General features: G+C 76.3%; 9 protein-coding genes. 5 read left to right on the top strand and 4 right to left on the bottom strand.

Going from position 1 to position 13,432, the window contains the following annotated elements; all coding sequences use genetic code 11:
* Positions 1 to 10: 10 nt before the first annotated feature.
* Positions 11 to 976 carry a (2Fe-2S)-binding protein gene (locus ACFWOG_RS11155; RefSeq protein WP_380356945.1) on the bottom strand — a complete coding sequence of 322 codons (966 nt, stop codon included), beginning with the start codon at positions 974 to 976 and terminating at the stop codon, positions 11 to 13.
* Positions 977 to 1,990: 1,014 nt separating this feature from the next.
* On the opposite strand from ACFWOG_RS11155, the gene ACFWOG_RS11150 reads away from it, so the two are divergent.
* From ACFWOG_RS11150 to ACFWOG_RS11130, 5 genes are all read left to right on the top strand, one after another.
* Positions 1,991 to 3,259 carry an ATP-grasp domain-containing protein gene (locus tag ACFWOG_RS11150; protein WP_380357008.1) on the top strand — a complete coding sequence of 423 codons (1,269 nt, stop codon included), beginning with the start codon at positions 1,991 to 1,993 and terminating at the stop codon, positions 3,257 to 3,259.
* Entirely contained in the window at positions 3,256 to 5,250 is a 1,995-nt protein-coding gene (locus ACFWOG_RS11145) for an IucA/IucC family protein (RefSeq protein WP_380356942.1), read from the top strand. The genes ACFWOG_RS11150 and ACFWOG_RS11145 overlap by 4 nt, the downstream gene beginning before the upstream one ends.
* 158 nt (positions 5,251 to 5,408) lie before the next feature.
* A complete protein-coding gene (locus tag ACFWOG_RS11140) occupies positions 5,409 to 7,130 on the top strand; it encodes an IucA/IucC family protein (RefSeq protein ID WP_380356939.1) in 1,722 nt (573 codons plus the stop codon).
* Entirely contained in the window at positions 7,127 to 8,344 is a 1,218-nt protein-coding gene (locus tag ACFWOG_RS11135; protein WP_380356936.1) for a type III PLP-dependent enzyme, read from the top strand. The genes ACFWOG_RS11140 and ACFWOG_RS11135 overlap by 4 nt, the downstream gene beginning before the upstream one ends.
* Before the next feature lie 194 nt (positions 8,345 to 8,538).
* Positions 8,539 to 9,336: an inositol monophosphatase family protein gene (locus ACFWOG_RS11130; protein ID WP_380357006.1), complete on the top strand. Its 798-nt coding sequence runs from the start codon at positions 8,539 to 8,541 to the stop codon at positions 9,334 to 9,336.
* 44 nt (positions 9,337 to 9,380) lie between these two features.
* On the opposite strand, the gene ACFWOG_RS11125 is transcribed toward ACFWOG_RS11130, so the two are convergent.
* From ACFWOG_RS11125 to ACFWOG_RS11115, 3 genes are all read right to left on the bottom strand, one after another.
* On the bottom strand, positions 9,381 to 10,829 hold the full coding sequence (locus tag ACFWOG_RS11125) for a pyridoxal phosphate-dependent decarboxylase family protein (protein ID WP_380357003.1): 1,449 nt from the start codon (positions 10,827 to 10,829) through the stop codon (positions 9,381 to 9,383).
* A 71-nt stretch (positions 10,830 to 10,900) separates the two neighbouring features.
* On the bottom strand, positions 10,901 to 12,376 hold the full coding sequence (locus ACFWOG_RS11120) for a diaminobutyrate--2-oxoglutarate transaminase (RefSeq protein WP_380356933.1): 1,476 nt from the start codon (positions 12,374 to 12,376) through the stop codon (positions 10,901 to 10,903).
* A gap of 299 nt (positions 12,377 to 12,675) precedes the next feature.
* Positions 12,676 to 13,401 (bottom strand): response regulator, encoded by a 726-nt coding sequence (locus ACFWOG_RS11115; protein ID WP_380357000.1) that lies wholly within the window; start codon positions 13,399 to 13,401, stop codon positions 12,676 to 12,678.
* Positions 13,402 to 13,432 lie beyond the last annotated feature (31 nt).

Genomic DNA, 13,432 nt, shown 5'->3' with positions numbered 1-13,432 from the left:
GCAGGGCTCGTCAGAGTCTGCGCAGCCGTTCCTCGTCGGAGGTGCGGGGGCAGGTGAGGCAGGCGTTGCCGGGCTCGATCGCGTAGTAGAGGCAGCAGCCGAGACGGGTGCGGGTGTGATGGGCCCGACCGTCGGCGCCCCGCAGGAGACGGAAGTCGGCGGCGCCGGGGAGCGGTTCGGTCCGGCCGGGCAGGACGGCCCCGGCCGCCGCCACCGCGGTGGCCTCGCCCGGGCCGATGCCCACGGGGGCGACGACCGCAGGGGCGACGTCCGCGGGGGCGGCCGCAGGGCCCGCCTCGGAGGCGGGGTGCCCGGACAGCGAGTGCCCGGAAGCGGCGGGATCCGCAGCCACGACCCCGGTCGGGGGCTCCGCGTCGAGCATGCGCCCGAGGTACCAGATCGCCGAGGCGAGGTCGTCGGTGACCATGCCCCACAGGGCCCTGGTGCCGCGCCGGGTGGGAGCGGCGAAGGCGGCGAGCAGCGGTTCGACGTGGCCGACGACGGCGGCCCGCAGTTCCGCGCGGAGCTCGTCCTCTCCCTCAAGGGTCACGTGGGCGCGCGGCCGGAGGACCAGGTCTCCGGTGGGAGCGTGCAGCCAGAGGTCCGTGCCGCCGATCGACGGCACCCGGCGGGCCAGCTGCCAGGGCCCGGCGATCAGCACGCAGACCGACCAGAGGTAGTGGTGCAGCAGCCGGGAGGCGGCCACGTGCGGACGCGGGACCGTGGCGCCGCGCTCGGCGGCGAGCGGGGCGATCCGGGCGGCCTCACCGTCGAGCGCGTCGGCGAGGGCGGCCGGATCGGTCGCCAGCTCGGCGGCCGAGTACCAGCCCTGGGCGCGGGCCGGGGTGGGTTCGCCGGCTGCGAGCAGCCGGACCCGGAGCGCAGGGCAGAGGTTCAACAGCCTTTGGTAGTCGGCGTCCAGCGGGTTCCGGGCGCAGGCGATGGCGGCAGGCGCGGATGTCCCCGAGAAGATCATCGGCACTCCCGAGATCGCTTTAGGTGAGGCTAACCTTATAGGCACTCAGCAGCACATTCGCGCCACCCCGGGCCGAGGTGCGCGGTATGGACCGACCTGGTCAGGATTTGACGCGATTAGGCTTACCTAACCTAATATCTCGCCCCGTGCCCACCACCGATCCGCAGGCGCCCGCTCGCGAGGCTCCGGCGGCGCCGCGCCCCCTGCCGGCCCGGCTTCCGCTGCCGCCGGCCGCCGGGCTCGGCACGCTCCTGTCGGGCGTCGCACCGGGCGTCACACCAGGCGTCGCACGCGGCTCACGGACCGCTCCTCCCCCCACGGCGCTCGCCGTCGTGACGAGACCTCAGCACGGCAGCCGGACACGCATCATGACGGTGCTTCGCGCTCCTCGGGCGCCCCTCGACCCGGCGACCGGTACCGCGCCCGCCCCGCCGCACGCACACTCGGCGGGGAGCCCGGGGCGGCGAAGGCGCCGGCCGGGCCCGAGACCCGCGCCGCCGAGCCCGGCTCCACGACCGGGGCGAAGAACGGCGGCAGCATGCCGACCGCGTCGGTGGCCCGCCTCGCGGCCGGCCCGGCCGGCCGGCGCCGGGGGGTGTCGCCCCGCAGTGCCGTGCTGAACGACGCCGACCCGGCCGACCGGTCCACCCCGGACGTCGACACCTCGATACGGCAGGAGGCAGGAGGCCAGGGCGGACCCGCCCGACGCCGCAGCCGCCCTCGTCACCGTCGGCCCGGCCGGGACCGGCGGGATCCTGCCGAACCGGGGCACCCCGCTCCGGAGGACCTGGACTCCTGACGGCGAAGTGTCCACCATGCCGGGACGAGGCCAGGACGTCCGGCGGCGGCGTCCGGGTCGCCGGGGCGGTGCGCGGCGACCTCCCCGAGGCCACGGACATCGGCATCGGCATCGGCATCGGCTCGACCGAGTACCGCACCTCCGGCCGGGGCCGGACGACATCGCGCCCACCCCGCCGCCCGCTCCCCACCAACCGGAGAGGACCCTGCGTCGCCATGCGGCTCTACCTGCTCGCCCTCAACCCCACCGACTCGGTGACCCTGGGATTCCTCCCGGCCGCCGACCGGCTCGGGCTCCCCGTCACCGTGCTCACGGACCGGGCCGAACCCCACCGGCTCGCCTACGAAGACCTGGAGTGCGCCACCGAGGTGCTGGAGTGCGAGGTCCGGGACTTCCGCGAGGTGGTGGGGCTGATCTCCCGGCACCGGTCGTCCGACCCGGCCGACCCGGCCGACCCGGCCGACGCCTCCGGCGGCCCGGACGCGGCGTTCGCGGTCTTCAGCAACAGCGACCACCTGCAGACCCAGACCGCCCTGGTCGCCGAGTACTTCGGGCTGCCGGCCAAGGACTGGAAGGCCACGCTCCGGGCCAAGAACAAGGGCGAGCTGCGGCGCCACCTCGCCGCCGCCGGCCTGGACACCGTTCGTTCGGTCGAACTCGCCCCCGGCCAGGACCCGTCCGGCCTGGGTGAGTTGGATCTGCCCTTCCCCCTGGTCGTCAAGCCGCGCGAGGGGGTCGCCAGCGAGGACGTCTCGCTGGTCGCCGACGGCGACGAGCTGGTGCGGCGCTGCGAGGAGGTCCGGCGCCGCCGGACGGACGCGGCCCTGGTCGTCGAAGAGTTCCTGGACGGGCAGCTGTGCACGCTGGAGACGCTCGGCGACGGACGGCGACGGCACGTCCTCGGCGGGTTCCGGACGAGGATCTCCCCTCCCCCGCACTTCGTCGAGGAGATGCTGGAGTTCGTGCCCGCGCACCCGCCGGCCGTGGTCGCCCAGGTACTCGCCCAGCTCGACGCCCTCGGTGTCGGCCTCGGCGCCTGCCACACCGAGTTCGTCGTCCAGCCGGACGGCCGCGCCCGTATCATCGAGGTCAACTACCGTGCCATCGGGGACCACTGCGATCTCATGCTGGCCGAGCTCCTCGGCATCCCCCTGTTCGAACACATCCTCGCCGTCCACCTCGGCCGTGAACTCCCCGCCGACCTCGGTGAGCAGTGCGCCGCCACCGCCCTGCGCGGCCGCAACGAACCGGTCTGCGCCGACCGCGCCGGCACCCTCACCGCCGCGCCCGGGCCGTCCGACGAGCGGCGGGACGGCGTCCGGCTCGCCTACCGACCGCTGCGCGCGGTCGGCGAGCGGCACGAGCACTACCGCACCAACCGGGACTACCTGGGCGTGATCTGGGCGATCGGCCCCGACCGGGCCGCCGTCGACACCGCCGTGGCCCGCTTCGTGGCCGCCAACCGCTGGGAGATCACCCCGTGAGCGAGCTCCCCCCGCACGAGGCCGCCGCAGCCGGACGCCACCCGCACGCCCACGGCGCGCCCGGGCACCGTTCCACCGGGCACCGTGCGGCCGACCGCCCCGGGCCTGCCCGTCCCGCGGACGCCGACCTGCCGGTCGCCGACCGGCTCGCCCTCCGGGTGCTCTCCGCGCTGCTGCGCGAGGACGTGCTCGGGCTCCGCACCCACGGCGCGGTGGAGCACCGCGCGGACGGCCCGTGGCTGGTGGCCTCCCGGCCCGCCGAGCCTCAAGCCCAACAGGCCCCACAAGACCCACGAGCCCCACAGGCGCCTCCGGCCGTCCTGGCCGTGCCGGTCACCGCCGAGGGCTTCCAGAGCGAGTACGCGGCCAGGCTGCCCCTGCTCTCCCTCGACGGCCGCCCGATCGACGGGCTGGCGGACATCCTGGCCGCGCTCTCCGACCTCGCCGGCGCCGAGGACCGGCCCGGCTGGGCCGCCTTCGCCGAGGAGTGCCGGCAGACCCTCGCCACGATGGAGCTGCACGAACGGGTCCGGGACGACGTCCACACCGCCCTCACCGACCTGTACGGCGCCGACCCGGCCCACTGGACCGGGCCCGCCGCCGCGCTCGGCCACGACACCCTCGCCGCCTACCTCGACCACCCCGTCTACCCGACCGCACGCGGTCGCGCCGGCCTCGGCGACGCCCAGCTGCGCGCCCACGCACCGGAGTTCCACGCGGCCTTCGAGCTGCGCTGGCTCGCCCTGCCGGCCGGCACGCTCGTCCGGCACGGCGACCGACCGCTGCCCAGCTGGTGGCCCACCCCGAGCTGGCTCGGGCTCGTCCTGCCCGGCGGCGACCGGGCCTGGGAGACCCTCCCGGTCCACCCGCTCACCGTCGGTGCCTCCCTGGACGAGGCCCTGCGCGCCACCGGTCTGGCGGACCGTGCCGTCCTCGCGGACCGGCCGTACCTGACCGTCGTGCCCACGCTCTCGATGCGGACCGTCGCCGTCGCCGACGACCCCGCCCACCACCTCAAGCTCCCGCTCGCCACCGCCACGCTCGGCCGGCTCAACCGCCGCACCATCAAGCCCGGCACGCTGCTCGACGGCGCCGCCGGCCAGCGGCTGTTCGAGGCCGTGCTGGCGGCCGAACCCCGGTTCGCCGACCGGATCCTGCACACGGACGAACAGACCTGGGCGCACGCCGGCCACGAACTGCTCGCCGTGCTGCTCCGCCGCTACCCGGCCGGGCTGGACCGGTCGGTGACCGTCCCGCTCGCCGCCCTGCTCGCGCCCGCTCCGGGCGCCCCGGCCGGCAGACCGTCCGGCAACCCCTCCGGCGCCCCGTCCGGTCCGCGCGGCGGACGCCTCGTCGTCGACCACCTCGCGGACCGCTTCTTCGGCGGCGACCCCGTCGCCCTCTACGACGCGCTGCTGGACCTGCTGCTCGACTGGCAGACCACCCTCTTCGGGTACGGCATCGCCCTCGAATCCCACCAGCAGAACATCTCCCTCGTCCTCGACGAGGACGGCGGTCTGCGCCTGCTCTTCAAGGACGACGACGGCCCGCGGGTCCACACCGGCCGGCTCACCGCCCGGTTCGCCGCCGCCGGCGAACCCGGATCCGCAGCCGCGGAGTTCGACGACGCGAGGATCCGGGCCGCCGACGACGGGCCGCTCACCGACCTGTTCACCACCATCACCGCCCACCTCTGCACGGGCTCCCTCGCCTTCGGGCTCGCCGCCCACGGTCGCGCCGAACTCGGCTCACTGCTGGCCCTGCTGCGCCGACGGCTGACCGACGCCATCGACCGGATCGGCCCCGCGGGCCGACCGCTGCGCGCCGCCCTGCTGGACGCCGAGCGGCTTCCGGTCAAGGCGATGGTCACCGCGGGCACCCTGCTCAGCAAGCAGCGGTCGGGCGCCGCCGACATCAACAAGCACTACACCACCGGCCCCAACTACCTTCTTCCGCAGAGCTTCCCGCCCCCACGGGACAGCGGCAGATGACGGCCCGCCGCCCCGGCGCCCCGGCCGCGGCGCCGGCCGGTCGGTCGGAGGGGCCGGACACCCGGGCGGACGGCCGGCGCCCTCGATCCCGCTGCCCGGGGTGACGCCGTGGCCGCCGCCGCACCAGCCCTCCCCTTCCGCCAGCGTTGGAGTCGCCCATGACCGACGAAATGCCCACCGCCGACCACGCGGTGGCCCACACCCTGCTCAACTGCCTGCTGCGCGAGGTCTCCGCGCCGGAACACCAGACCGCCGTCGCCGGCGGCCGTCTGCTGGTCCGCCTGCCCCGGCGCGGCACGTTACTGCGCGTGGCACTGCGCCGCACCTCCCTGCTCGGAGCACACCGGTTCACCGGTCCGGTCGAGGAGGAACACGCCGACGGCTGGCGCGCGTTGGACTGGCTCGACCTCGCCGGGTGCGTCCAGGGCGAGCTGGAGCTGCGGACCGGCACGGTCAACGACGAGTTCCTCGACCAGCTGGCCTCCAGCCACCGGGCGGTCACCGCCGGGCTGTCCGAGCGACCCGCCCCCGGACCGGACCGCTACCTGGAGTCCGAGCAGGCCCTGCTCTTCGGGCACCGCTTCCACCCGGCCCCCAAGTCCCGCTCCGCGGAGAGCGGTGACTGGCGGGCCTACGCGCCGGAGGCCCGGGCGGTGTTCCGGCTGCGCCACCTCGCCGTCCGGGAGGAACTGCTCGCCGGGTCGTCCACCGACCCGGCCGCCACCGCCCTGCTGGACGGGCTCGGCGACGCCCCGGACGGCTACCGGCTGCTCCCCGCCCACCCCTGGCAGCACCGACTCGTCGGCGACCACCCGCTGCTGTCGGGCGCACTGCGGCGCGGCGACGTCCTCGACCTCGGCCCCGGCGGCGCGCCGTTCGCCGCCACCGCCTCGGTCCGCACCCTCTACGGCGCGGACGCGTTCCTCAAGTTCAGCCTCAACGTCCGGATCACCAACTGCCTGCGCAAGAACGCCGCCTACGAGCTGGCCGGAGCCGTCGCCCTGACCCGGCTGCTGGCCCCGGCCCTGGCCGACCTCGCCGCCCGCTTCCCGGACGCGGTGATGCTCCGCGAACCCGCGTTCCGCACGCTCGCCCTGCCCGGCGCCGACGGCCGGCCCGACCCGTCGCTGTACGAGGGGTTCGGCCTGATCGTCCGCGACGGGTTCGGCGGACTGCTGCGCCCCGGCGTCACCCCGCTGCTGGCCGCCGCCGTGGCCGACGAGTACCCGACCAGTTCGGCGCACGTCTCCCGGCTGCTCGGGGGCTCCGCGGACGCCGGCCGGGCGCTGGACTGGTGGACGGCCTACCTGCGGCTGCTCGTCCCCCCGGTGCTCGCCGCCTACTTCGACCACGGCGTGGTCCTGGAACCCCACCTGCAGAACGTCCTGATCGGCGTGGACCCGGCCGGGCGGCCCGTCCAGGTGCTCTTCCGCGACCTGGAGGGCACCAAGCTCGTGCCCGACCACCACGCGGCGCCGCTCGCCGCCCTGCCGCCCGAGGTGGCCGGCCCGATGGCGTACGACGCCTCGCGGGGCTGGGACCGGGTGGTCTACTGCCTGCTGGTCAACCACGTCGCCGAGCTGCTCGCCGCGCTCGCCGATCTGCACCCGGAGGCGGAGGGAGCGCTCTGGGACGCCGTCCGCCGCGTCCTGGAGGAGTACGCCGCCGTCCACGGGCGGCCGCCCCGGCTGCGCGCACTGCTGGCCGGCGTGCCGCTGCCCGCCAAGGCCAACCTGCTGACCCGCTGGGAACGCAGGCGCGACCGCGAGGCCGGGTACGTCCGGCTGCCCTCGCCGCTGGCCCGCTCCGTCCTCGCGGAGGCGGCCCGCGTCCCGAACCCCGCCCAGGCCTCGCCCGTCACCGCCGGAAGGACCCGATGACCGCCACCGAGCGCGTCCGCCGCCACGTCGCCGACCTGGCCGCCGACCGACTTCCCTGCTACGTCTACGACCTCGCGGAGCTGCGGACGCACGCCGCCGGAGTCCGGGCCGCACTGCCCGAACGGGTCGAGCTGTACTACGCGGCCAAGGCCAATCCGGACGCTCCGGTGCTGGCCGCGCTGCGGCCCACGGTGGACGGCTACGAGGTCTCCAGCGCGGGCGAGTTGGCGCATGTCCGGGCCTCGGTGCCGGACGCCCCGCTGGCGTTCGGCGGGCCTGGCAAGACGCCCGACGAGATCGCCGCCGCCGTCGACGCGGGCGTGCACCGCTGGCACGTCGAGAGCGAACAGGAGCTGCGGCGGCTCGCCGTCGTGCTCGGCGACCGGCCGGACGCCTCGGTGGACGTGCTGCTGCGGGTGAACCTGCCGGTCGGCGCGGGCTCGCTGGGCTCGGCGGCGCTGGCGATGGGTGGCCGCCCGACACCGTTCGGGCTGGACCCGGACCGCGCCGAAGCCTGTGTCCGCCTCCTCACCGACCCGCTCGGCCCGCTCGGTCCGGTCCGCCGCCGCCTGCGGCTGCGCGGCGTGCACGCCCATCTGGCGAGCGGGCTCGCGGCCGCCGAACAGCTGGCCCTGGCCGGGCGGATCGTCGGCTGGTCGGCACGGCTCGCGGAGCGGCACGCGTTCCCCCTGGACGAGGTCAACGTGGGCGGCGGCATGACCGTCGACTACGCCGACCCGGCCGCCCGCTTCGACTGGACGGCGTTCGGCGAGGGCCTCGGCAAGCTGCTCGACCGGCACCCCGGGTTGACGCTGCGGATCGAGCCCGGCCGGGCGCTCACCGCGTACTGCGGCTGGTACGCGACCGAGGTGCTGGACGTGAAGCGGAGCCACGGCGAGGACTTCGCACTCGTCCGGGGCGGCACCCATCACCTGCGCACCCCCGCCACCCGGGGTCACGACCAGCCGTTCACCGTCCTGCCGGTCGACGTCTGGCCGCACGCCTGGCCACGCCCCGCCGTCACGGGCGGGCGCGCCACGCTGGCCGGTCAGCTCTGCACCCCGAAGGACGTCCTCGCGCACGCCGCCCCGGCCGCGGCCCGGCTCCGGACGGGCGACCGGGTGCTGTTCGACATGGCCGGGGCGTACGCCTGGAACATCTCCCACCACGAGTTCCTGATGCACCCGCGCCCCGGGTTCCACCATCTGGGGTGACGCGCACCGGCAGCCGGGCGACGGGTGACAGCCGCCGGGTGACGGGCGACCGATCGGGCCGGCGACTTCCAGGTGACAGACTGCGGAATCCGTCACCCGAAAGTCGTCCGCGCCTTCCCACGGGGGGACGGCGCAGGCCGTCACCGTACTGACGTGCGAAAGTGGTAGCCGGTGAAGGGAGCGGATACGTGCTGATGGACAAGGTGGCGAAGATCCTCGTCGAGGCGTCGGCCGAGGTGGTGGAGCCCCGGTTCCGGGCGCTGGCCGCCGGAGAAGTGATGGAGAAGGCCCCCGGCGAGGTGGTGACCGTCGCCGACCGCGAGGCGGAGGTGATCATCGCCAGGCGGTTGCGCGAACTGCTGCCCCTCCCCGTGGTCGGCGAGGAGGCCGTCGCCGCCGACCCCGCCCTCGCCCTCGCCCTGCACTCCGAGCCCGCGGCCTGGCTCGTCGACCCGGTCGACGGCACCTCGAACTTCATCGCCGGCCGCCCCGAGTACGCCGTGATGGTCTCCCTGGTCCGCGACGGCCGGACCGTCGCCGCCTGGATCTGGCAGCCCGCCACCGCCACCTCCTACACCGCCGAACTCGGCGCGGGCGCCTGGCGCGACGGCCACCGCCTCACCCGCGCCCCGGCCGCCGCCGACCCCGTCAAGTGGCGCGGTTCGGTGAAGAGCCGCTTCCTGGACCCGGACCGCCGCCGCACGGTCGAGGCCAACACCATCGCCTTCGGCGAGATCACCGCCGGGCGCCACGCCGCCGGCATCGAGTACCCCGACATCGCCGACGGCGCGCTGGACTTCATCCTCTACTGGCGGACCCTGCCCTGGGACCACGCGCCCGGGTCCCTGCTGGTCAGCGAGGCCGGCGGGGTCTCCGCCCGCCTCGACGGCTCCCCCTACCGTCCCGAGGCCCCGGGCTGCGAGGACGGCCTCCTCGTCGCGGCCGACCCCGCCACCTGGGAGCGGACCCGGGACATCCTCCTCACCCGGTAGGACCGGGGGGCGGGCACCGCGGAGCCCGCGCCGGGCCTGCGCGGTCAGCCGCGCCACACCTCCCGGCCGGCCGAGACGACCTCACGCAGCAGACCGGCCACCTCCTCCGGGGTGGTGTGCGGGTTGAGCAGCGTCAACTTCAGCCGGACCCGGCCGGGCCCCTCGCCGGGCAGCTCGGTCCGCCCGACGACGGCCCGGCCCTCCCGCAGCAGCACCCGGCGCAGCTCGGCGTTGGCCTCGTCGACCGCCGCCGGCTCGCCGTCGGCGCCCGGCGGGCGGTAGCGGAACAGCAGGGCCGTGAGGACCGGTTCGGCGTGCAGCTCCAGCTCGGGTTCGGCCCGGACGGTGTCCGCGGCGGCCCGCGCGAGGTCGTGACAGGCGTCGACCAGGCGACCGAGGCCGGCCCGGCCGAGGGTGTGCAGGGTGACGGCGATCTTGAAGGCGTCGGCGCGCCGGGTGGTGCGCAGCGACTGACCCAGCAGGCTCGGGTAGCCGGCCCGTTCGTCGTCGGCCGGGTTGAGGTACTCGGCCCGGCGGGCGAGCGAGACGTACGACTCGGCGCGGCGGACCAGGAAGACACCGGCGGCGGCGGGCTGCCAGCCGAGCTTGTGCCAGTCCAGCGAGACGGAGTCCGCGCGGGCGATGCCGTCGAGGAGCGGGGCGAGCCGGTCGGAGAGCAGGGCGCCGCCGCCGTACGCGGCGTCGACGTGCAGCCAGGCCCCGTAGCGGGTTGCCAGGTCGGCGAGCGCGGGCAGCGGGTCGACGGCGCCGGTGTCGGTGGTGCCCGCGGTGGCGACGACGGCGATCGGGGTGTGCCCGGCCCAGCTCGCCCCGGCCAGGGCGTCCGCCAGCGCGGCCGGGTCCATCCGCAGGTCGCGGTCGACCGCGACGGGGACCACGGCCCGTTCGCCGAGCCCGAGCAGGGCGGCGGCACGCTGGACGGAGAAGTGCGCGGCCCGGGAGGCGAAGATCCGGGGAGTGGCGCCGGGCGGCAGGCCGTCCAGTTCGACGATGCCGTCGAGTCCCTGGTCGCGGGCGAGCATCAGGCCCATCAGGTTGGACTCGGTGCCGCCGGAGGTGAGGACGCCGGAGGCGTGCGCCGGGTCGTAGCCGACGAGGGCGGCGAGTTCGGCGAGCAGCGCGGTCTCCAGCGCGGTCGCGGCGGGGGCCTGGTCCCACGAGTCCTGGGAGGGGTTGAGCGCGCTGACGGCGAGGTCGGCGGCGACGGCCACGGCGAGCGGCGGGCAGTGCAGGTGCGCGGCGCAGTACGGGTCCGCGGGGTCGGCGGCGCCGTGGGCGAGCAGGTCGGTGAGCCGGGCGAGCGCGTCGGGGCCGGGCGCCGCGGCCAGCGCGGCGGTGACCCTGGCGGTGGTGTCGGCGGGGCGGCCGGCGGGCAGCGGCCCGCCCCGCCGGGTGGCTCCGGTCTCCAGCGCGTCCAGGACGGCGGCCAGCAGCGGGCCGAGCGCGGCCGGGCCGCCGACGCCGCCGGACAGGGCGTCGGCCGCCGGGCCCGGGGCGACGGGTCCGCCGCCGGCCCCGGGCCCGCCCTCCGCTCCGGCCGCGTTCACGCGGACCCCGCCACGCGCGGTCCCGCACCGGTGCCTGCCGCCGAAGCGGCGGAAGCCGCCGCGACGGCGTCCGCGAGCCGGTCCAGCACGGCCGCCACCTGCTCGTCGGTGATGGTGAGCGGCGGCAACAGGCGCAGCACGGCGTCGTGCCGCCCGCCGAGTTCGACGATCAGTCCGCGCGCCAGGCACGCCTCGCGGACCCGGACCGCCAGCTCGGGCGCGGCCGGGCGGGCCCCGCAGGCGTCCGGTTCGGCGGTGGGGTCGACCAGCTCGACGCCGATCATCAGCCCGCGTCCGCGGACGTCGCCGATCACCGGCAGCTCCCCGGCGAGCGCGCGCAGCCGTTCGACCATCCGCGCGCCGACCACTGCGGCCCGCTCCGCCAGGCCGTGGGCGGAGACGAACCGCAGGGTGGCCGCGCCGGCGGCCATGGCCAGGGTGTTGCCGCGGAAGGTCCCGGTGTGCGCACCGGGGCGCCAGCCGTCGTACTCCTCGCGGTAGACGACGACGGCCAGCGGCAGGCTGCCGCCGATCGCCTTGGAGAGCACCATCGCGTCGGGGACGATCCCGCTGTGCTCGACCGCCCACATCGCCCCGGTGCGGCCGACGCCGGTCTGGACCTCGTCGACGATCAGCGGGATGCCGCGTTCGGCGGTGATCCGGCGCATCGCCCGCAACCAGCCGTCGGGGGCGGGGACGACGCCGCCCTCGCCCTGCACGGCCTCCAGGACCATGGCGGCGGGCCGGACGACCCCGCCGGAGGGGTCGTCGAGCAGTCGCTCGACGTAGGTGGCCGACAGCTCGGCGCCGGCCTCGCCGCCGACCCCGAACGGGCAGCGGTAGCCGTACGGGTAGGGCAGGCGCGCGACCTCGCCACCGCTGGGCAGCGGCTCCTTGACGGCGACGTTGCCGGTGAGCGCGAGCGCGCCGGCGGTCATGCCGTGGTAGGCGCCGGTGAAGGCGAGGGCGCCGGAGCGGCCGGTGGCCGTCTGCATCAGTTTGAGCGCGGCCTCGACGGCGTCGGTTCCGGCCGGCCCGCAGAAGTGCACCCGGGCGCCGTCGGCGAACCCGGGCGGGAGGCTGTCGAAGAGGGCGGTGGTGAAGTCGTCCTTCTCCGCGGTCGCGAGGTCGAGCAGGTGCAGGGGCGCGCCGCTGTCCAGGGTGCGGCGGATCGCCTCCAGCACCACGGGGTGGTTGTGGCCGAGCGCGAGGGTGCCGGCGCCGGAGAGGCAGTCCAGGTAGCGGCGGCCGTCCGCACCTTCGACGGTCATGCCGTTGGCGCGCACCGGGACGATCGGGAACGACCGGGCGTAGGTGCGGGCGGCGGACTCGCGGACGCGCTGACGGCGCAGGACGGCCGCGGCGGCCGGTGCGGCGTCCGCCGCGGCGACGGCGGACGGTGCGGCAGGAGCGGTGGGGACGGGGACGGTGGGGACGGTCGGACCGGTGGCGGGCTCGGCGGCGAGCGTCAAGGCGAACTCCCAGGAAGTTAGGTAAGCCTAACTTTAGAACGGAGGCCGATCCGACCTCACCCTGGGGCCGTCAGAACCACCCGAACCGGTGACGGATCCCCCTCGGCCGGTGACCGCCCGAGACCTCAACGACCAAGGCCGCCACGAGGTTACGGGGACCCCCCGACGAAGTGCGGGCCCGACGGGCGAGGCCCCCCGGCCCGCCGGCGGCCCCGGGCCGCACGGTCACGAGTGCGCGATCGACGCGGCAGTCGCCGCCACCGCGACGGCACGGTCCCGGCCGCCCCGCGACGAGCGGGTCATGCCGATCCCGGCCCGATCCCCTCCCCGCCCCCGCCCCCGCCGGTCCAGCGGTAGCAGAGCTCCGGGCGGCCGACGGTGCCGTACCGGGGTTCGCGGGCGGCGAGCCCGGAGTCGACGAGGTGCTCCAGGTAACGGCGGGCGGTGATGCGGGAGACCCCGGCCGCGACACCGGCGGCGGCGGCGGACAGACCGGTGCGGGCCTCGCGCAGGACGGCGGCGACGGTGTCCAGCGTCGGGGCGCTCAACCCCTTGGGCAGCGCGGTGCGTTCGGGGGTGCGGAGCAGCGCGAGGGCCTGGTCGACCTCGTCCTGACCGGTGGCCTCGCCGGCCCGGGCGAGGGTGTCGCGGTAGCGGGCGTAGCGTTCCAGGCGGTCGTGCAGCGCGGCGGCGCCGAACGGCTTCAGCAGGTACTGGACGACCCCTGCGGAGACCGCCTGGCGGACCATCGCGAGGTCGCGGGCCGAGGTGACGGCGATGACGTCGGTGGTGTGCCCGGCCGCGCGCAGGGTGCCGCAGAGCTGGAGCCCGTGCCCGTCCGGCAGGTAGAGGTCGAGCAGGGTCAGGTCCACGGGCCTCCCCGCGGCGCGGGCGCGCTCCAGGAAGCGCAGCGCGTCGGCGCAGCCGTGGACGGTGCCGACCGCCCGGAACCCGGGTTCGCGTCCGACGTACAGGGCGTGGGCGGCGGCGGCCACCGGGTCGTCCTCGACCACCAGGACCGTGATCTCGGGCCGTCGGACGGGCCCTCCGGAGGGC

Origin of the sequence: Kitasatospora sp. NPDC058406 (assembly GCF_042722765.1) — a bacterium.
Classification (GTDB): Bacteria; Actinomycetota; Actinomycetes; order Streptomycetales; family Streptomycetaceae; genus Kitasatospora.
Note: the sequence above shows the minus strand (reverse complement) of the source record. Positions and strands in the feature narration are given on the sequence as shown.